The sequence below is a fragment of the Micrococcus sp. FDAARGOS_333 genome, from assembly GCF_002206575.2.
GTDB classification, from domain to species: domain Bacteria; phylum Actinomycetota; class Actinomycetes; order Actinomycetales; family Micrococcaceae; genus Micrococcus; species Micrococcus lylae.
The window spans coordinates 2,716,481-2,734,740 of sequence record NZ_NJFJ02000001.1 but is presented as its reverse complement, the minus strand read 5'-3'; the positions used below and the strand labels follow the sequence as shown (position 1 = coordinate 2,734,740).

Sequence of the window (18,260 nt, the reverse complement as noted above, 5' to 3'; positions counted from 1 at the left end):
GGCGGGAGGAGGCGGGCCGTTCCCGGGGCGACGGGCCGTGCCCGAGGCGAGGGGCCGTCGTCGGGAAGCGCGGGGCTCAGGCGAAGCGGCAGGTGATGGTGCCCAGCGGGCCGTAGTCGGCGTACACGGTGTCGCCCTCGTAGACCCACATCGGGCGCGTGAAGGAGCCCGCCAGGACGATCTCGCCGGCCTCGAGTGCGTCGCCGTGCCCGGCGATGCGGTTGGCGAGCCAGTGCACGCCGTTGGCCGGGTGGTTCAGCACGCCCGCGGCCACGCCGGTCTCGATGATCTCCTGGTTGCGGGACAGGACGCCGGCGACCCAGCGCAGGTCCACCTCGTCCACCGTCACCGGGCGGCCGCCGAGCACCATGGAGCCCAGGGCGGCGTTGTCCGAGATGGTGTCCGTGATGGTGCGGCCGGCCATCTCGATGCGCGAGTCCAGCACCTCCAGCGCCGGGACCACGTACTCGGTGGCGCGCAGCACGTCGATCAGGTTCAGGCCCGGGCCGCGCAGCTCATCCTTGAGCACGAAGGCCAGTTCCATCTCGATGCGCGGGTGGGTGTACTTCTTCCACTCGTAGACGTGGCCGGACTCGAAGACCTGGTCGTCGAAGATCACGCCGTAGTCCGGCTCGTCGATGCCTGTGGCGTCCTGCATGGCCTTGGAGGTCAGGCCGATCTTGTGGCCCACCTTGCGGCGGCCGGCCTGAACCTGGCGCTCGGCCCAGATGCGCTGGACGGCGTAGGAGTCCTCGATCTCCATCTCCGGGTAGCGGGCGGTCAGCAGGGGGACCGGTGTGCGGTCGATGCCGGCCTGGTGCAGCTCGTCGGCGATCTTCACGTGCGTCTCGTGGTTCAGCATGGCGCTCCTTGCGTCGGCGAGGGTACAGGGGCTCTGGACAGAATCGTATATGTTCACCGGCGTCACGTTCGTGACGTGCTTCACATCCGCTGGCATGCTGTGGGCAAGACCCACGACGACGGCCGCCTCGCCGGGCCCTTCGCAGCTCCGGTGGAACAGGCCGTCGCCCGAGCCCCCAGGAGGCCCGCCGTGACCGCTGCCGAGACGACCGCGACCGAGGAAGGCGCCGCGAAGGAGCGGGCGGCGGCCCCGGCGCCGCTGCGCCCGCTGGAGGGCGTCACCGTCCTGTCCCTGGCCCCGAACCTGCCCGGCCCGTGGGCGGCCTGGCGGCTGCGGCAGTGGGGCGCACACGTGATCAAGGTGGAGAGCCCGGGCGGGGACATGATGTCCCGCATGTCCACGCTGATCTACGAGCGCTTCTCTGCAGAAATGGAGATCGTCGAGGTCAACCTGAAGAACAAGACGGGGCGGGCACAGCTGGCGAAACTGGCCGACCAGGCCGAGATCCTCGTGACCTCCATGCGCCCCTCGGCGGCCGAGCGGCTCGGCCTGCCCGAGCTTGCGGACCGCATGTCACTGGCCTGGGTGGAGGTCGTCGGCTCGGAGGAGGACCCGGAGGATCCGGGACATGACCTGACCTACCAGGCCGCGAACGGGACGATCGCGGCGGGCGGTCCGGAGGCGCCGCGGCTGCCGGCCGTGCTGCTGGCGGACGTCATGGGCGGCGAGCGGGCCGCCGGCCAGGCGCTGGCCGCACTGCTGCAGCGGAGGGCCAACGTGGCCGGAGGGCACGGCGGCGCCGTCCGCGTGAAGGTCTCCCTCGAACAGGCCGTGCGGGACGCCGCCGTCACCACCGACCTGACGCACGCCGAGGCGATCCTCGGCGGGACCCTGCCCGAGTACGGGATCTACCGCTGCGCCGACGGGTACGTGGCCCTGGCCGCGCTCGAGCCGCACTTCCGCGAGCGTATGGAGGCGCTGCTGGGTACGAGCGCTGAGGAGCTGGCCGCGGTGTTCGCCGAGCAGCCGGCAGAGCACTGGGTGGCCTTCGCCAAGGAGCATGACCTCCCGATCGTACCGGTGACGTGAGTTCAGGCCCCCGCGCCGAACCAGAGGGTTTGTGGTTCGCCGAGCCAGAGGGTTCGGCTGGTTCGCGGGGCGGTGAAGTGTGCGTTTCTTCTGGTTCGCCGAGCCAGAGGGTGTGGCTGGTTCGCGGGGTGGTGAAGTGTGCGTTTCTTCTGGTTCGGCGCAGGGGCGGGGCGCCGGGAGGCGGGCACGGACAGACGGCGACGGCGGCCGCCTGAGGTGGGCGACCGCCGTCGTGGTTCAGCTCAGAGGCCGGGGCCTCGAAGGGGGAGGGTCAGAGCTGGTTGCCCAGCTTGTACTCGCCCTTCTTCCAGTCCGGCATCTCCTTCTCGTCCTCGGCGCGGGTGTAGGAGAACCCGTCGGCGCCGATGGTCACGGCCATCTCGGAGTCGTCAGTGCGGGCCACGACCTCCTTGACGTTGCCGTCGAGGTCCAGCACCAGAGAGGCGTCGGTGTACCAGGACGGCACCACCGGGGTGCCCCACCAGTCGCGGCGCTGGTTGTCGTGCACGTCCCAGGTGACCACGGGGTTGTCCGGGTCGCCGGTGTAGTAGTCCTGGGTGTAGATCTCGACTCGGTGGCCGTCCGGGTCGCGCAGGTAGAGGTAGAAGGCATTGGACACGCCGTGGCGGCCCGGGCCACGCTCGATCGCGTCGGACATGCGCAGCGAGCCGAGCTTGTCGCAGATCGCCAGGATGTTGTGCTTCTCGTGCGTGGCGAAGGCGACGTGGTGCATGCGCGGGCCGTCGCCGCCGGTCATGGCGGTGTCGTGCACGGTGGGCTTGCGGCGCATCCACGCGGCGTAGACGGTGCCCTTGTCGTCCTGGATGTCCTCGGTGACGCGGAAGCCCAGGTCCTGCATGTAGCGGGCGGCGCGGGGCACGTCCGGGGTGACCTGGTTGAAGTGGTCCAGGCGGACCAGGGCGCCGGGGGAGTAGAGGTCGTAGCGCCAGGCCAGGCGCTCCACGTGCTCCACCTCGTAGAAGAACTCGTACGGGAAGCCCAGCGGATCCTCGACGCGCACCGAGTCGCCGATGCCCTTGACGAAGCCGTCCTTCCTGCGCTCGACGCGACAGCCGAGCTCCTCGTAGAAGGCGACGGCCCTGTCCAGGTCCTCCGGGGTGCGCACGCGGTAGGAGAACGCGGCCACGGCGGCCGTCTCGCCCTTGCGGAGCACCAGGTTGTGGTGGATGAACTCCTCCATGGAGCGCAGGTAGACGGTGTTCTCGTCCTCCTCGGTCACCACCAGGTCCAGGACGTCCACGTAGAACTGGCGGGAGGCGGCCAGGTCGGTCACCACGAGCTCCATGTAGGCGCAGCGCAGCACGTCCGGAGCCGGGGACGTCGGGGTGGGGATCGGATTCTCGGTCTTCACCGGGCCCTCCTGGCCCACGTAGAAGCCGGACGAGGTCTTGGTGCGGCCCTCGAGGTTGCTCATGCTCACTCCTGACTCTGGGGTGTGGTGCCGACGGCGATGTCGGTGCGGAGGGTGTGCGCTGGGGCACGTTCCTTCTGATCAAGATCGTATATGATCCTGCGCCGCGGAGGAAGGGGTGAGGGGAGGGGCGTTGCCGAGGGCGAGGAGGGCACAGTTCCCCGCCAACGCGACCGGATTCCGGGGATCTTCGCCCTTAACTCCGGGGAGGACGGGAGGAGGGTGGCTGCACGGCACCGGTGAACATCCCGGCCTTCGCCGGTGGTGGGCCCAACGGTTCTCGCGCGGTGGAGGCGCGGAACCACAGCATCGTCCCGGCCATGACCGGCAGTGCGGTGCCGCCGAACAGCCCGCAGATCACAAGCACGGTGTCCTGCGGGACGTCTGCGGTGCCCAGGAGGAACCACCCGCCGATCAGCCCGCCCAGGAACGTGACGAGGAACAGCGGCACCCCCACCAGCAGCCCTGGCAGGAGCCTGCCGGGCTGAGCGGTCATGCGGAGCATGAACAGGGCGCTGGCGGTGGGCCAGCCGAGCATGCCGAGGGCGTGGAGCATGAACACGCTCCACGCGGTCGGGTCCGTGTCCAGCAGGGCGACCGTCGACCCGGGCTCGTGCAGCTCCGCTCCGATCCGGGAGAGCGGCCCCACCACCAGCGCCAGGGAGACGAGCCCGATCGTCTGGGTCAGCAGGAGCAGGCGAAGGAAGCGGGGGCTCTGCGGGATGTAGTCGTCCGAGGCGCCGGTGGCCCGGTGGTAGAGCGGGTAGAAGCCCTGCATCATCGTCCACGCGTAGAGGGCGTAGGCCGGCTCGACGGGGCTGCCGCTGCGGTTGGTGACGGCGCTGAGGCCGCACAGCAGCATCACGACCGCCACGGCCCCGTAGTTCAGCGCCCACAGCAGCGTGCTCTTCGCCGCCGCCCGCACCCAGGAGAACTCTCCCGGTGGGGCGAACTCCGGATTGCGCGTCGGAACAGCCATGCTCCCCTCCCCGTCAGTCCTGTCTGGGCCCATCCTGCGGGGCGAGGCCATGGAGGGCAAGGGCAGGGGCAGGGGTCACGTGGAGGCAGGGGACGCAGTCACGTGGAGTCGGGTGCCCACCACGCGTCGCGCACCGCCGGCAGCCCCGCGGCGTGCAGGTCGGCAAGCAGGGCGTCGTACTCCCGGGTCAGCGAATCGCGCAGGGTGCTCGGCCAGGACTCCGGTGGCCGTCCTTCGCCGCCATGCGTGTAGTCGAACGCATCCCCCATGTGGTCGTCCCAGGCCTCGATCCTCGCCTGCAGCTCGGCGGGGACGGCGGCGGACATCAGCGCCGCGGGGGTCGGGGCGTCGTCGACCGTGTCCTGCAGATCGATGAAGTTCTCGGCGCCATGGAGGTACGTGAAGCGCACCCGGCCGGGTGGGTGGTGGTGCATGTGCCGCATCATCCCCAGCGTGGCCGCGGAAGGACAAGGCCTGGACTCGACCCTTTCCCGAACGAAAGCGCGCCGGGACTCGACCCTTTCCCGAACGAAAGCGCGCCGGGACTCGACTCTTTCCCGAACGAAAGCGCTGCGGGGCGGGATGACGACGACGGCACTCACCTCCGTGAGGTGAGTGCCGTCGTCGGGGGATCACCGTGTCCGCGGTTCCCGCCCCCTCGCCGTCCCCTCCTCGCCGAACCAGAAGGACTGGTCACTTCAGACAGGCCTGAAGCAGCCGAAGTCTCTGGTTCGGCGCTGAAGAGAAGCCTCTGGCTCGGCGCCAGAAAGAGAGGCCCGGGTCAGCCGGTCACTTGCCCTGCTTGCCGAACACCGGGTTGTGGACCTCGCCGAGGTTGATGTGCACGGCCTGCTGATCGGTGTAGAAGTCGATCGAGCGGTAGCCGCCCTCGTGGCCGAGGCCGGAGGCCTTCACGCCGCCGAACGGGGTGCGCAGGTCGCGCACGTTGTTGGAGTTCAGCCACACCATGCCGGCCTCCACGCTCTGCGCGAAGTTGTGGGCGCGCTTGAGGTCGTTGGTCCAGATGTACGCGGCCAGGCCGTACTTGGTGTTGTTGGCCAGCTGCAGGGCCTCCTCCTCCGTGTCGAAGGGGGTGATGGCCACCACCGGGCCGAAGATCTCCTCCTGGAAGATCCGGGCGTCCGGGGCCACGTCCACGAACACGGTCGGCTGCACGAAGTTGCCCTCGTCGAAGCCCTCCGGGCGTCCGCCGCCGGCCACCAGGCGGGCCTCGGACTTGCCGATCTCCACGTAGGACATGACCTTCTCGAAGTGCTCCGGGTGCACGATCGCGCCGACCTCGGTGGTCTCGTCGTTCGGCAGGCCGACCTTCACGTTCTTCGCCTGGGCGGCGTAGCGCTCCACGAACTCGTCGTAGATGGAGCGCTGGACCAGGATGCGCGAGCCGGCGGTGCAGCGCTCGCCGTTCAGGGAGAACACGCCGAAGATGGTCGCGTCGATCGCGGTCTCCAGGTCCGCGTCCTCGAAGACCACGGCCGGGGACTTGCCGCCGAGCTCCATGGACAGGCCCTTCAGGTGCGGGGCGGCGTTGGCGAAGATGATCTGGCCGGTGCGGGACTCGCCGGTGAAGGAGATCAGCGGCACGTCCGGGTGCTTGACCAGCGGGTCGCCGGCGTAGCCCTCCTCGCCGAAGCCGTTCACCATGTTGAACACGCCCTTCGGCAGGCCCGCCTCCTCGAAGATGCCCGCCCACAGGGAGGCCGAGAGCGGGGTGAACTCGGCCGGCTTGAGCACCACGGAGTTGCCGGTGGCGATGGCCGGGGCCAGCTTCCAGGACTCCAGCATGAACGGGGTGTTCCACGGGGTGATCAGGCCGGCCACGCCGATCGGCTTGCGGTTGACGTAGTTCGCCTGGCGGCCGGGCACCTTGAAGGCGTCGTCGTGCTGGGCCACGATCAGGTCCGCGAAGAAGCGGAAGTTCTCGGCGGCGCGGGCGGCCTGGCCCTTCGCCTGCTTGATCGGCAGGCCGGTGTCGAAGCACTCCATGGCGGCCAGCTGCTCGCCACGGGTCTCCATGATGTCCGCGATCCGGTGCAGCACGCGCGAGCGCTGGCGCGGCAGGGCCTGGGACCACTCGCCGGACTCGAAGGCGGCCTTCGCGGCGGCCACGGCACGGTCGATGTCCGCGGCCTTGCCGGAGGCGGCCTTCAGGTACGGCTCGTTGGTCACCGGGTCGAGCACGTCGAAGGTGTCGCCGTCGAGCGAGTCCACGAACTCGCCGTCGATGTAGTGGCGCAGGACGTCCGGCAGGCCCTCGGGCTTGCGGGCCTCGATGCTGGTCTTCTCGGTCATGGTGTCTCCTTCGCTTCGGTGCTTCGGGTGGGTCGGAAGGGTCGGATGGGGCGGATGGTCTTCTCGGCTCCTGGAGCCGGCCTCGGCGCCGTCTGCCGCCGGGCGGTCACGTGGACTGCGCGGCGCTGTGCTCCAGGTAGGCGTGCAGGGTGTTCAGGCGGTGGGCACGGGCGGCGGCCTCGATCTGCTCGAAGGGCGCGCCGTCCTCGATCAGGCGCAGCAGCTGCTCGTGCTCGTCCACGGAGGCGTCCGCCCGGCCGGGGACGTACGCGAACGTGGAGGAGCGCAGCGCGGCCAGGCGGTTCCAGCCGCGGTGCACCAGGTCGTGCACGTGCTCGTTCTGGCGGTGCTCGAACAGGATCGAGTGGAAGCGGCGGTTGAGCTCGGTGAACGCCACCGGGTCCCATGCCTGCTCCGAGGCGGTCATCGCGCGCATGGCCGCGTTCACCTCACGGGCTGACGCGATGTCCTCGGCGGTCACGTGCGGGGCGCACTGGGCGGTGGAGAAGCCCTCCACCAGCGCCAGCGTCTCCATGGTGTGGCGGTACTCCACCGGGTCGATGCCCACCACGGTGGCGCCCACGTTGCGCTCGTAGGCCACCAGGTTCTCGGACTGCAGGCGGCGGATCGCCTCCCGCACGGGCACCACGGACATCTGAAGCTCCGCGGCGATCTGGGACAGCACCAGCCGGTCGCCCGGCTCGTGGCGCTGGTCCCGGATCCCCTCGAGGATCGCCTGGTAGGCGCGGTCCGCCTTCGAGGCGCCGGTCCCGACGACGGCCTGTCCCGTCCCGTCCGACCCTCGCCTCGGCGCGGCCTCGCCGCGGGGCATGTCCGTGCCGCCCATGCTCAGGCGTCGCCCTCCGGAGCCGGGGCGTCCGGCAGCGTCTTGCGGTACTCGGCGAACGCGGCCTTCCACTGGGCGTTCGGCGGGAACAGGCCGTCCACCGGGTGGCCGTCCTTGACCTGCTCGAAGACCCAGGCGTCCTGCAGCTCCTGCTCGTAGGCGTCGTGGACGACCTCCTCGAGCAGCGCCGGCGGGACGACCACCACACCGTCGTCGTCGCCGATGATGATGTCGCCGGGCTGCACGGTGGTGCCGCCGCACGCGATGGTGCCGCCGACCTCCCACGGGATGTGACGGCGGCCCAGCACGGCCGGGTGCGTCGCGCCGGCGTACACCTGGATGCCGACCTCGGCCACGGCGGCGGAGTCGCGCACGCCGCCGTCGGTGATCACCGCGTTGGCGCCGTTGACCTGGGCGCGCAGGGCCAGGACGTCCCCGAGGGTGCCGGTGCCGTGCTCGCCGCGGGCCTCCATGACCACCACATCGTCCGGCTGCACCGAGTCGATGGCCCGCTTCTGGGCGTTGAAGCCGCCGCCGAACTCCTTGGCCAGGTCCTCGCGCTTGGGGACGTAGCGCAGGGTCTTCGCGTAGCCGAGGACGCGCCGGCCCCGGTGGACGGGGCGCGGGCCGTCGATGGTCGCGTTCTGGATGCCGCGCTTCTGCAGCTGGGCCGTGATGGTGGCGACCGCGGTGGCGTTGATCGTGGCGCGCAGCTGAGGGGTCAGCAGGGAGCGGTCCGGCTGCGGGGCGTTCGGGACCCAGTGGCCGTTCTCGTCCACCGCGGACGAGGCGGCCGACGAGGCGGAACCGGCGGCAGCGCCGTCGTCGGGCTTCTCCGCGCCGGCGGGCGCCAGGCCGGCGGCCTCTGTGTCCACCGGCGGCAGCCCTGCGGCCTGGCGGGACCCCCAGGCCTCCTCGCGCTGGGTGTCGTCCACCTTCGGGCCGTGGCCGAAGGGTGCCATCGGGCGGTCGGAGGCCACGACCTCGGTCACCAGGCGGCCGGTGGTCGGGGCGCCCGGGGCGGTGGGAGCGTCCACCTCGACCTCGACGACGTCGCCCGGCTGGGCCACGGACGAGCCGGCCGGGGTGCCGGTGAGGATGACGTCGCCCTCCTCGAGGGTCATCAGCTGGGACAGGTCGGCCACGAGCTGGCCGAACGGGAAGACGAGGTCCTCGGTGGTGTCGTCCTGGACGATCTCGCCGTTGACCCAGGTGCGCACGCGCAGCGCCTGCGGGTCCAGGCCCTCGGCGGAGATCACGGCCGGGCCGAGCGGCGTGTAGCCGTCGCCGGACTTGTTCTTCACGTTGGAGCCCTTGTCCGCGTGGCGCAGGTCGTACAGGCCCCAGTCGTTGGCCGCGGTGATGCCGGCGACGTGGCTCCAGCCGTCCTCCGGTGAGACGCGGCGGGCCGGGGTGCCGATGATCAGCGCGATCTCGCCCTCGTAGGCGAGCAGCTCGGTGTCAGCGGGGCGCTCGATGGTGTCGCCCGAGCGGGCGATCGAGGTGCCGGCCTTGATGAAGTAGCCGGGGAACTGGGGGGAGCGGCCGCGCTGGGCGATGCGCGAGGGGTAGTTCAGGTGCAGCGCGAGGACCTTGCCCGGGCGGTTCTCGCGGCGGGTGAAGTCGTGCTCCGTGACAGTCGGCGTGGCGGTGTTCTGGCCTGTGCTCTGCGTCATGGCGCGGATCATATACGATCCGCCCGGGCCGGGGAAGGGCCGGCCGCCTCCCCACGCAGGGAGGCAGCCGTCGGCCGGTGGCCGCCCGAAGGGGCCTGCCGAAGGGGTCAGCGGGTGCGCGCGACCGCCTCGTTGACCACGGGCGCCAGGCGCTTCACGCCCTCCACCAGCTTCTCGGCCTCCACGAAGGAGAACGCCAGGCGCAGGGTGGAGTGGGTGCCCTCGACCGGGGTGAACGCGGCACCCGGCACGAAGACGGCGCCGGCCTTGATGCCCTCGGTCATCAGCTCGAGGGTGTCCGCGCCCTCCGGCAGCGAGCCCCAGAGGAAGAAGCCGCCCTGCGGACGGATGAACTCCACTGCGGGGTCCCAGTGCTCCTTCACCGCGTCCCACAGCGCCTCGGCGCGCTCCTTGTAGAGGCCGGAGACCTCGCGGACGTGGCCCTGCCAGTCGAAGTGGTCCACGAACGCGGTGGACAGCATCTGGCCGTGGGTGGAGGCGTGGATGAACGCGGACTCCGCGGACAGGTAGAACTCGCGCTTCAGGGCGGCGGGAACGAGGGCCCAGCCGATGCGCACACCGGGGGAGAAGATCTTGGACATGGTGCCCAGGTAGACCACCTGGTCGCGGTGCTTCGCGGCGATCGGGGCCAGTGGCCGGCCGTCGAAGGCGATCTGGCCGTACGGGTTGTCCTCCACGATGAGCACCCCGTGCTTGGCGCAGATCCGGGCGATCTCGTCGCGGCGGTCCTCCGGCAGCAGGGCGCCGGACGGGTTGGCGAAGGACGGGATGGTGTAGAGGAAGGCCACGCGGCGGCCCTCGGCCTCCATCAGCTCGAGGGTGGCGTCGAGCTCGGCCGGGATGAGGCCGTGTTCGTCCGTGCCGGCGGCCACGGCGTCCAGCTCCCACGTGTTGAAGCTGGTCAGGGCGCCCACGAAGGTGGGGTCCTCCACCACGACGACGTCGCCCGGGTTGGCGAAGGCGCGGCAGGCGGTGTCGATGGCGGCCTGGGAGCCGGGGGTGATGACGACGAGCTCGGGATCGGCGTCCGGGATGCCGTCGCCGGCCATCACGGTGCACGCCGCCTGGCGCATCGGCTCCAGGCCCTGGCCGGGGCCGTACTGGAGCGACTCGGTGCCGTGCTGCGAGACGAGCTCGCCGGCCGTCTTGCCGAGCTCGTCCAGGGGCAGACCCGAAAGCCACGGGTTGCCGCCGGCGAGGGAGACGAGGTTGGGGTCCATGGCGATGTCGAAGACATCACGGACCGCGGACTGCTTCACGCCGAGGGCGCGCTGGGAGAGGAAGTCACGACTCTGGGACACGGCACAGAAGGCTAACAGCCGGCGCATGCGCGCGCGATGCTCAGGGGCCGTTGGGCGGGACGACCGGATGGGTCTGAACACCGTACGAGGGGGAGGCGCCCGGCAGGCTCGGCTCGCCCTCGCCGGGGGCACTCTCGCTGGGCGTCCCCTCACCGGGGGCGCCTTCGCCGGGGGCACTCTCGCTGGAAGCACCATCGCCGGGGGCGGGCGTCTCGGACGGCTCCTCCGGTTCCGGAGCAGCGGTGTACTCGTCGCCCGGCTCGTAGGGGAGCAGGCCGAGCGCGTCGGCGATGTCCTCGCCGTCCACGGTCACGCGGACCTCGTCCGCGACCGTGTTCGCGGCGGCGGTGGCCTCCAGCTGGGCGCGGACGCGCTCGGCGTCGCAGGCGTCCTCCACGGTCACGGTGCCGGCGAACTCGAACACCTCGGTGTCGCCGTCGCGGTGGTGGCCGGTGTAGGTGAGGGTCTTCGCGGAGGCGGCCACGGCGTTGGTCAGCGCCGGGTCCCCGTGGGTGCCGGTGGTGTCCTCCAGCAGGAAGTCCATGGCCATGTCCGCAGGGTCCTCGGCCTTGGTCGGCGCGGTCTGCACGGCCACCAGCAGGTCCTGGTCCTGGCAGCCGACGCGCACACCGGAGGTGCCCGGCGGGGCGGACCACACGGGCGCCACGAGGTGGACGGTCAGCGGCTGGTAGCCGTCCCGGTCCACCTGGGGGATGCCGGTCTGCTCTCCGGCGCTCGGAGAGCCGCTGCCATCTCCGGTCGGTTCCTCGTCCGCGGGGGTGCATCCGGCCAGGGCCGCCGTGCCGAGGGCCAGGGAGCCGGCCCAAGCGAGCGCGCGGGCGGCGGGGCGGCGGCCGGTGCGGTGCATGGGCGCTTACTCCTGGCGGGATGTGACGGCGGACGTGCGGGACGGAAGGGGGACGAAGGCGGGCGCGTGCGTGGCGGAGGTGCGGGGCCGTCGTCGTGGGCCCATGCTACCGCCGCCACCGCCGTCCGGCAGGCGAGCACGGACCTCGGGGCCGTGTCCGGCGCGGGCCCGAGCCAGTAGGCTGACGGGCATGCCTCTGCGCAATCGACGTGCCGCCGCCTTGCCCGCCAAGCTCAGCCGCTCCTGGCTGCTGGTCAACGCCGCCAAACCGGAGGACTTCGCTCCGGGACTGGCCTCCGAGGCCGACTCCGTGATCTTCGACCTCGAGGCCGCCGTGCCGGAGGAGCACAAGGAGCAGGCCCGCGCGAACGTGGTGGACGCCCTCTCCAGCGGCATGACCGCGTGGGTGCGCATCTCCGCGACGACCACGGACCACTGGGCGGAGGACCTCGAGGCCCTCAAGGACCTGGAAGGTGTGCGCGGGGTGATCCTGGCCGAGACGGAGGAGCCGGAGCAGGTCACCTTCACCGCCATGCGCCTGCGCGCGGGCACCCCGGTGATCGCCCTGCTCGAGTCCGCCCTCGGCGTGGAGAACGCCACGGCCGTGGCGAGGGCGCCGGGCACCTTCCGCCTGGCCTTCGGCACCAACGACTTCCGCAAGGACGTGGGCGTCGGCGACGACCCGATCGCCATGGCCTACGCCCGCTCCCGCCTGGTCATCGCCTCGCGCGTGGGCGGCCTGCCCGGCGCGATCGACGGGCCGCCCGGCAACACCGACGGCGAGGACGCCGTGGCCGAGACCTCAGGCCTGACCAACACGATGGGCATGACCGGCCGCCTGGTGCTCTCCCGCGACCAGGTGGACTGGGTCAACAAGGCGCTCTCCCCGTCCGAGGACGAGGTCAAGTGGGCCCACGACCTGCTGGACCAGCACGCCGCCGGCGCGGCCGTGGGCGACGGCTCCTACCTGCCGCGCCTGCTGCGCGCCCGGAAGATCGCCGACCTGGCCGACTCCTACGGCCTCTGGAACGCCTGACCCCAGGCGCTTTCGTTCGGGAAACGGTCGAGTCCCCGGACGCTTTCGTTCGGGAGACCGTCGAGTTCCCGGGCGTTTTCGTTCGGGAGACCGTCGAGTTTCGGCGCCCGCACCCCTTTCACCCACGACGGCGGCCGCCCACCTCCGCGAGGTGGGCGGCCGCCGTCGTGGGCCGGCCTCTGCTCAGTCGGTGACGCGCAAGACGTCGTGGACCGGGCGGAGCGTGTCCTGGGACAGGCCGAGGGGCTCGGCGAGGGCATCGAACACGGACTGGTGCTGCAGGGTGCCGTCGACGGTGGACAGGCCCGCGGCGAAGCCCGGGTCCGAGGCGAGCGCTGCCTGCCAGCCCTTCGCGGCGAGCTTCTTCACGTAGGGGAGCGTGGCATTGGTCAGGGCCGCGGTGGAGGTCTGCGGCACCGCGCCGGGCATGTTGGCCACGCAGTACATGACCTTGTCCCCCTGGAGGAACGTCGGGTCGGTGTGGGTGGTGGGCCTCGAACCGGCGAAGCAGCCGCCCTGGTCGATCGCGATGTCCACGAGCACCGAGCCGGGGCGCATGGACTCGATCATCTGCTCGGTGACCAGCTTCGGGGCGGCGGCGCCCGGGATGAGCACGGAGCCCACCACCAGGTCTGCATCGGTGATCTGCTCGGCGAGGGTGTGGTGGTTCGAGGCGAGGGTGTGGAAGCGGCCCTGGTGCACCAGCTCGAGCTGGGCGAGGCGCTCGAGGTTCACGTCCAGCACGGTGACGTCCGCACCCATGCCGGCGGCCACCATGGCCGCGTTCTCGCCGGCCACGCCGCCGCCGACCACCACGACCTTCGCACGGCGGGTGCCGGGGACGCCGGGCAGGAGCACGCCGGAGCCGCCCTGGGCCTGCAGCAGGTGGTGGGCGCCCTCGATGGGCGCCAGACGGCCGGCGACCTGGGACATCGGGGCCAGCAGGGGCAGGGTGGTGCCGGCGGCACCGCGGCGGGTGACCATCTCATAGGCGATGGACGTGGTGCCCGCCTCCAGCAGGGCCTTGGCGGTGTCCGGGCAGGCGGCCAGGTGGAGGTAAGTGAACACCACCTGCTCCCGGCGCATGCGCTTGAGCTCCGGGCCCACCGGCTCCTTCACCTTCAGCACCAGGTCCGCGCGCTCCCACACCTCGTCCGCGGTCTCCACGAGCTCCGCGCCGGCGTCCGCATAGGCGTCGTCCGTGACGGATGAGCCGACGCCGGCCCCGGCCTCCACGACCACCGTGTGGCCGTCCCGGACCAGCTCGGTCACTCCGGCGGCGGTGAGCGCAACGCGGCGCTCGTTGTCCTTGATCTCTGCAGGCACTCCGATCAGCATGCGGACAGAGTAGGGCGGAGCGGGCCGGAAAGGACAGCATCCACGGATCGGCGCGCCGTGTGCGCGGGGACGGTCGGACGGTCCTGTATGACGCGCGGACGTGCCCGCCGGCCGGAGCCCGCCCGGCGGTGGCGGCGCGCGCCGTCACGCGGTGGCACGATGGTCTCTTGGCGCGGGCCCGACGCGAGGCCCGTGAGACATCGGCGGCAGCAGGGCGAAGACGCCCTCCCGCCCGAGCAGATCGGAGAAGCATCCGCATGAGCCAGAACACCACCTCCTTCTCGCCCTCCACCGCCGGCTCTGCCGACGACGGCGCCCGCGGCACCGGCACCACCCGGGTCAAGCGCGGTCTGGCGGACACGCTCAAGGGCGGCGTGATCATGGACGTGGTCACCCCGGAGCAGGCGCGGATCGCCGAGGACGCCGGCGCCGTGGCCGTCATGGCGCTCGAGCGCGTCCCGGCGGACATCCGCGCGCAGGGCGGGGTGGCTCGCATGTCCGATCCGGACCTCATCGACGGGATCGTGGACGCCGTGTCCATCCCCGTCATGGCGAAGGCGCGGATCGGCCACTTCGTGGAGGCCCAGGTGCTGGAGGCGCTCAAGGTGGACTTCATCGACGAGTCCGAGGTGCTCTCCCCGGCGGACTACGTGAACCACATCGACAAGTGGGACTTCGAGGTCCCGTTCGTCTGCGGCGCCACGAACCTGGGCGAGGCGCTGCGCCGCATCACCGAGGGCGCGGCCATGATCCGCTCCAAGGGCGAGGCGGGCACCGGCGACGTCTCCGAGGCCGTCAAGCACATCCGCACGATCCGCAAGGAGATCGCCCAGCTGAAGGGGCTGGCGGAGGACGAGCTGTACGTGGCGGCGAAAGAGCTGCAGGCCCCCTATGAGCTGGTGCGCGAGGTGGCCGAGACCGGCACCCTGCCGGTGGTCATGTTCACCGCCGGCGGCGTGGCCACCCCGGCGGACGCCGCCCTGATGATGCAGATGGGCGCGGACGGCGTGTTCGTGGGCTCGGGCATCTTCAAGTCCGGCAACCCGGCCGAGCGTGCCGCGGCGATCGTGAAGGCCACCGCCCAGTTCGACGACCCGCATGCCATCGCCGAGGTCTCCCGTGGCCTGGGCGAGGCCATGGTCGGCATCAACGTGGCGGACCTGCCGGCCCCGCACCGTCTGGCCGAGCGCGGCTGGTGAGCTGAGCGGGGGGCCTTCTCTTTTCGACCAGGGTGCAGTTGTTGTCGGTTCCGGAGCGCTGAAGCGACAACAACTGCACCCTCGTTGCGTGGGAAGCGCCGTCTCCTGTCCTGCACAGCGGTCCGGGCCCGGCGTGTCATCCACAGCACGACGACGGCACCCGCCTTCCACAGGTCGCCCGCGGCAACGCTGGGGGCATGCCCCGTCCTGCACGACCGCTCCCGACCGTCCTCACCGCGCCACCGTCAACTCCACCGTCAACCGCCGAGAGGGTGCCGCCTCGGCTGGCCCCCGGTCTCGGCGACGCGCGGGTCCTGACCACCGGGGTCCTGCGTGCCGCGGGGATGAGTCCCGGCCGGCTGCGGCGCGGCGACCTGGCCTCACCCGGGCGTGGGCTCCGTGCTGTCGGTGCCGGTCCTCCAGCCCGCCTGGAGATGCTGCGGGCCCTGCAGGAGACCACGGCGGACGGCATGGTGTTCAGCCATGCGACAGCCGCCTGGATCTGGGGGATGTGGGTCCCTCGCCGGCTCGGTGACGACCTCACGGTCCACCTCTCCATGCCCGAGGGCTCTCCGGCACGGCCGCGTCGTCGCGGCGTCCGGGGGCATCGGCTGTCGGCGGCGGCCGAGACCACCCGATGCGGTGGACTTCCCGTGACCTCCCCGGCCTGGACGTGGACGGATGTGTCGACTCTGCTGGTGCCCTGGGGACGTCCGGAAAAGGTCCCGGCGGCAGTGGAGGAGAGGGCGCTCGAAGACCTCGTGGTGGCGGGGGAGTCCCTGATGCAGACGCCGCACGGGTCCGCGGGGCGCAGAGAACCGGGTGAGCATCCGCGGTGCACGCTGGAAGATCTCGCCGCCGCGGCCGCGCGGCGTCGGAACGTGCGTGGGGTGCGTCTGCTGCGGAAGGCGCTCCCGCTGCTGCGGCCCGCAAGCGGGTCTCCGGCTGAGTCTCGGATCCGGCTGCGGCTCGTGGCGGCGGGATTCCCGGAACCCGCTATGAACGTCGTGCTGACCATGGCGGACGGCTCGTGGATCATGCCGGATCTGGTGTGGGAGGGGCCGAGGATCTGCCTCGAATACGAGGGCGACCACCACCGGACGGATGCGGCGCAGTTTCGGGCGGACATCCGACGTGTCCGCCGGCTGGAGACGACCGGATGGATCTGTGTGCGTGTGTCGGCAGACGTGTGGACGGAATCGGGCATGCAGGCGCTTGTGGATGACCTCACGGGCGCGTTCCGACGCCGTGGTGTGCGGATCTGAACCGGTATTCGTCCCGCTGCGTCCCTCCCTCCGCCGACGAGGGTGCAGTTGTTGTTCCTTCAGCACGTCTGAAGCGACAACAACTGCACCCTCGTCTCAGGGGTCTCGGCTCCTCCGACGATCGTCGAGGACTCACGGATACCTGGGCCGTCTTCCCGGGCTGCTCGCCTAGGCTCATCGCTATGACCGTGGCATCACTGGCAGTCGGCGTCTTCGCCCTGCAGGGGGACGTCCGTGAGCACGTCCACGTGCTCGAGGCCCTGGGCGCGCGCACCCGTCCCGTCCGGCGCCCGGCGGACCTGCAGGGCCTGGACGGGATCGTGTTCCCGGGCGGGGAGTCCTCCGTGATGGACCGGCTCGCCCGGATCATGGGGCTGAAGGAGCCGCTGGCGGAGGCGATCCGTGGCGGACTGCCCGCCTACGGGACCTGCGCGGGGATGATCCTGCTGGCCCGCCAGATCGAGAACCCGGCCCCGGGGCAGGGGAGCCTGGGGGTGCTGGACGTGACGGTGCGCCGCAACGCGTTCGGCGCGCAGGTGGACTCCTTCGAGGAGGACCTGTCTGTGCCGGCCGTCTCCGCTGACCCGGTGCACGCCGTCTTCATCCGCGCCCCCGCCGTGCTGCGTGCCGGGGAGGGGGTGGAGGTCCTCGCCTCCGTGGCCGCCGACCGCCTGGACCCCCGCTTCCGGGATGCCTCGCCGTCCCCCCGTCCCGACGGCGGCCCGGTCGCCTCCGTCCTTCCCGTCGCCGTGCGTGCCGGCCACGTGATGGCCACGAGCTTCCACCCGGAGGTCACCGGGGACTGGTCCTTCCACCGGGCGTTCCTCGCGGGGCTCTGAGCCGCGCCGCGTGACGGCGGGAAGACCGGCGCCCCGCTGCGGCGGGCCTCCCGTCAGCCCGCCGGGAGCACCCCCTCGTGCGCCAGGATGCTCCGCAGGTGGTCCAGGTCCCGGGTGCGCTCGCGATCGATCTTCTTCCCGCCCTTCTTGAGCTGGGGGAAGGACGACTGGGCGACGCGCACGAGGCGCAGGCCGTAGGCGGGGATCACGTCGGACTTGCGCCGGTCGTAGCGGCGCCGCTGCTCCCCGCGGGAGATCCCGCTGAGCGTGGGCTTCTGGTCCCACAGCGGCACCGACTCAGTGTGCTGACGCTCGTCGAACTCGACGACGAGTCCGTGCTCGGCCCAGTACCCGTCGACCGGCAGGCGGCGGCGTGTGCCGGTCGTCGGGGAGCGGTCCCCGAGGAGCCAGTCGAACGTCGCCTGCCTCCTCCCTGCCCCCAGGATCTCGTCGAGCAGGTCCATGACGTAGTGCTCGTCCTTGGCCGGGCTCGCCGTCGATGCGGTGACCGTTTCCTGGTCGTCGGGCTCGTGCGGCGCGGAGTCTGCACTCCCGTCCTCGTCAGGGGCCCGCAGTGCTGTCCCCGCAAGATGCGCCGGCGGCCTCGGCGGTGCCGGGACGAACGCTTCGCGCCCCTCGCCCTGGACGGCCCACACCGTGTTCGGGTCCCACTGACTGCTGTCGGAGAACGCGACCGGGACGCCGTCGTTCTCATGACATGCCTGCAGCAGCCGCCGGAACCATGCCACGTAGTCCGGATCTGACCCGGGCCTCCGGCGTGCCGCGGGGAGATGGTTGAGGATCGCCCCCGCGAGGACGGTCGGCTTCAGGTCGCCCCCCATGAGCAGGTCGAACAACGGGGCCTGGAGGATGTGGGGTCCTGCGGTCGTGAACCTGAAGACGGGGCCCTCGGCGGAGACCCGGTCGGTGCTGTCCGCGTCCTCGAGCGCGCGGGCTTCGAAACGCCAGGCCATTCCGCTGGCAGCCCAGTACGGCAGGACGCGGATGGTCTCGAAGCCCTGCTCGTGGAGCACGGCGACGGCCTCGAGCAGCGTGTGCAGTCGCTGGCAGAGCTCGCGGTGTGACGGGGTGCGGGTGTCGGTCATGGTCCCATCCTGCCCCGAGCAGTGGACACGTCAACGTGATGGGGCCGGCGTCGGGCGGGCCGGCGGGGTGGAGGGTTGCCCCGCCCCCA

Annotated in this window: 16 protein-coding genes; 5 read left to right on the top strand and 11 right to left on the bottom strand. The window is 71.5% G+C overall.

What is annotated here, in order from left to right; translation table 11 throughout:
* Positions 1 to 76: 76 nt before the first annotated feature.
* Positions 77 to 862, bottom strand: coding sequence for a fumarylacetoacetate hydrolase family protein (locus CEQ11_RS12170; RefSeq protein WP_067189580.1), 786 nt, complete (start codon positions 860 to 862; stop codon positions 77 to 79).
* A 189-nt stretch (positions 863 to 1,051) separates the two neighbouring features.
* On the opposite strand from CEQ11_RS12170, the gene CEQ11_RS12165 reads away from it, so the two are divergent.
* Complete coding sequence (locus CEQ11_RS12165; RefSeq protein ID WP_167635509.1) at positions 1,052 to 1,951, top strand: CoA transferase; 900 nt, start codon at positions 1,052 to 1,054, stop codon at positions 1,949 to 1,951.
* A gap of 271 nt (positions 1,952 to 2,222) precedes the next feature.
* Here the strand turns inward: CEQ11_RS12165 and hpaD are convergent, their stop codons facing one another.
* From hpaD to CEQ11_RS12125, 8 genes are all read right to left on the bottom strand, one after another.
* Entirely contained in the window at positions 2,223 to 3,386 is a 1,164-nt protein-coding gene (gene hpaD / locus CEQ11_RS12160) for a 3,4-dihydroxyphenylacetate 2,3-dioxygenase (protein ID WP_088478760.1), read from the bottom strand.
* 193 nt (positions 3,387 to 3,579) lie between these two features.
* Positions 3,580 to 4,362 carry a hypothetical protein gene (locus tag CEQ11_RS12155; protein ID WP_088478759.1) on the bottom strand — a complete coding sequence of 261 codons (783 nt, stop codon included), beginning with the start codon at positions 4,360 to 4,362 and terminating at the stop codon, positions 3,580 to 3,582.
* A gap of 98 nt (positions 4,363 to 4,460) precedes the next feature.
* On the bottom strand, positions 4,461 to 4,796 hold the full coding sequence (locus tag CEQ11_RS12150; RefSeq protein ID WP_088478758.1) for a hypothetical protein: 336 nt from the start codon (positions 4,794 to 4,796) through the stop codon (positions 4,461 to 4,463).
* A 355-nt stretch (positions 4,797 to 5,151) separates the two neighbouring features.
* Positions 5,152 to 6,675 (bottom strand): 5-carboxymethyl-2-hydroxymuconate semialdehyde dehydrogenase, encoded by a 1,524-nt coding sequence (gene hpaE, locus CEQ11_RS12145; RefSeq protein WP_088478757.1) that lies wholly within the window; start codon positions 6,673 to 6,675, stop codon positions 5,152 to 5,154.
* A gap of 106 nt (positions 6,676 to 6,781) precedes the next feature.
* Positions 6,782 to 7,522: a GntR family transcriptional regulator gene (locus CEQ11_RS12140; RefSeq protein WP_227718872.1), complete on the bottom strand. Its 741-nt coding sequence runs from the start codon at positions 7,520 to 7,522 to the stop codon at positions 6,782 to 6,784.
* Positions 7,523 to 7,524: 2 nt separating this feature from the next.
* Positions 7,525 to 9,198: a fumarylacetoacetate hydrolase family protein gene (locus CEQ11_RS12135; protein WP_088479042.1), complete on the bottom strand. Its 1,674-nt coding sequence runs from the start codon at positions 9,196 to 9,198 to the stop codon at positions 7,525 to 7,527.
* Between the two features lie 107 nt (positions 9,199 to 9,305).
* Positions 9,306 to 10,520, bottom strand: coding sequence for a PLP-dependent aminotransferase family protein (locus CEQ11_RS12130; RefSeq protein WP_088479041.1), 1,215 nt, complete (start codon positions 10,518 to 10,520; stop codon positions 9,306 to 9,308).
* A 40-nt stretch (positions 10,521 to 10,560) separates the two neighbouring features.
* Positions 10,561 to 11,388 (bottom strand): MoaD/ThiS family protein, encoded by an 828-nt coding sequence (locus CEQ11_RS12125; RefSeq protein WP_088478756.1) that lies wholly within the window; start codon positions 11,386 to 11,388, stop codon positions 10,561 to 10,563.
* 190 nt (positions 11,389 to 11,578) lie between these two features.
* Here CEQ11_RS12125 and CEQ11_RS12120 point away from each other — a divergent pair, with 190 nt between their 5' ends.
* Positions 11,579 to 12,424: a CoA ester lyase gene (locus CEQ11_RS12120; RefSeq protein ID WP_067189565.1), complete on the top strand. Its 846-nt coding sequence runs from the start codon at positions 11,579 to 11,581 to the stop codon at positions 12,422 to 12,424.
* A gap of 183 nt (positions 12,425 to 12,607) precedes the next feature.
* Here the strand turns inward: CEQ11_RS12120 and ald are convergent, their stop codons facing one another.
* Positions 12,608 to 13,762, bottom strand: coding sequence for an alanine dehydrogenase (ald, locus tag CEQ11_RS12115; RefSeq protein WP_088478755.1), 1,155 nt, complete (start codon positions 13,760 to 13,762; stop codon positions 12,608 to 12,610).
* Between the two features lie 257 nt (positions 13,763 to 14,019).
* On the opposite strand from ald, the gene pdxS reads away from it, so the two are divergent.
* The 3 genes from pdxS (at position 14,020) to pdxT (ending at position 17,065) form a co-directional block, all read left to right on the top strand.
* Positions 14,020 to 14,961 (top strand): pyridoxal 5'-phosphate synthase lyase subunit PdxS, encoded by a 942-nt coding sequence (pdxS, locus tag CEQ11_RS12110; protein WP_070639942.1) that lies wholly within the window; start codon positions 14,020 to 14,022, stop codon positions 14,959 to 14,961.
* 653 nt (positions 14,962 to 15,614) lie between these two features.
* The gene (locus CEQ11_RS12105) at positions 15,615 to 16,226 is read left to right on the top strand and encodes a hypothetical protein (protein ID WP_127913500.1); all 612 of its coding nucleotides are present in this window, start codon (positions 15,615 to 15,617) and stop codon (positions 16,224 to 16,226) included.
* Positions 16,227 to 16,408: 182 nt separating this feature from the next.
* On the top strand, positions 16,409 to 17,065 hold the full coding sequence (gene pdxT / locus CEQ11_RS12100; RefSeq protein ID WP_088478753.1) for a pyridoxal 5'-phosphate synthase glutaminase subunit PdxT: 657 nt from the start codon (positions 16,409 to 16,411) through the stop codon (positions 17,063 to 17,065).
* A 53-nt stretch (positions 17,066 to 17,118) separates the two neighbouring features.
* Here pdxT and CEQ11_RS13215 read toward each other — a convergent pair whose 3' ends face one another.
* Positions 17,119 to 18,171 (bottom strand): hypothetical protein, encoded by a 1,053-nt coding sequence (locus tag CEQ11_RS13215; RefSeq protein ID WP_227718871.1) that lies wholly within the window; start codon positions 18,169 to 18,171, stop codon positions 17,119 to 17,121.
* Between the last annotated feature and the right edge of the window lie 89 nt (positions 18,172 to 18,260).

What these genes read in the sequence shown, in the direction of transcription:
- CEQ11_RS12170 (WP_067189580.1), bottom strand. Translation starts at nt 862, where the DNA reads ATGCTGAACCACGAGACGCACGTGAAGATCGCCGACGAGCTGCACCAG.
- hpaD (WP_088478760.1), bottom strand. Translation starts at nt 3,386, where the DNA reads ATGAGCAACCTCGAGGGCCGCACCAAGACCTCGTCCGGCTTCTACGTG.
- CEQ11_RS12155 (WP_088478759.1), bottom strand. Translation starts at nt 4,362, where the DNA reads ATGGCTGTTCCGACGCGCAATCCGGAGTTCGCCCCACCGGGAGAGTTC.
- CEQ11_RS12150 (WP_088478758.1), bottom strand. Translation starts at nt 4,796, where the DNA reads ATGCACCACCACCCACCCGGCCGGGTGCGCTTCACGTACCTCCATGGC.
- hpaE (WP_088478757.1), bottom strand. Translation starts at nt 6,675, where the DNA reads ATGACCGAGAAGACCAGCATCGAGGCCCGCAAGCCCGAGGGCCTGCCG.
- CEQ11_RS12140 (WP_227718872.1), bottom strand. Translation starts at nt 7,522, where the DNA reads ATGGGCGGCACGGACATGCCCCGCGGCGAGGCCGCGCCGAGGCGAGGG.
- CEQ11_RS12135 (WP_088479042.1), bottom strand. Translation starts at nt 9,198, where the DNA reads ATGACGCAGAGCACAGGCCAGAACACCGCCACGCCGACTGTCACGGAG.
- CEQ11_RS12125 (WP_088478756.1), bottom strand. Translation starts at nt 11,388, where the DNA reads ATGCACCGCACCGGCCGCCGCCCCGCCGCCCGCGCGCTCGCTTGGGCC.
- CEQ11_RS12120 (WP_067189565.1), top strand. Translation starts at nt 11,579, where the DNA reads ATGCCTCTGCGCAATCGACGTGCCGCCGCCTTGCCCGCCAAGCTCAGC.
- ald (WP_088478755.1), bottom strand. Translation starts at nt 13,762, where the DNA reads ATGCTGATCGGAGTGCCTGCAGAGATCAAGGACAACGAGCGCCGCGTT.
- pdxS (WP_070639942.1), top strand. Translation starts at nt 14,020, where the DNA reads ATGAGCCAGAACACCACCTCCTTCTCGCCCTCCACCGCCGGCTCTGCC.
- pdxT (WP_088478753.1), top strand. Translation starts at nt 16,409, where the DNA reads ATGACCGTGGCATCACTGGCAGTCGGCGTCTTCGCCCTGCAGGGGGAC.
- CEQ11_RS13215 (WP_227718871.1), bottom strand. Translation starts at nt 18,171, where the DNA reads ATGACCGACACCCGCACCCCGTCACACCGCGAGCTCTGCCAGCGACTG.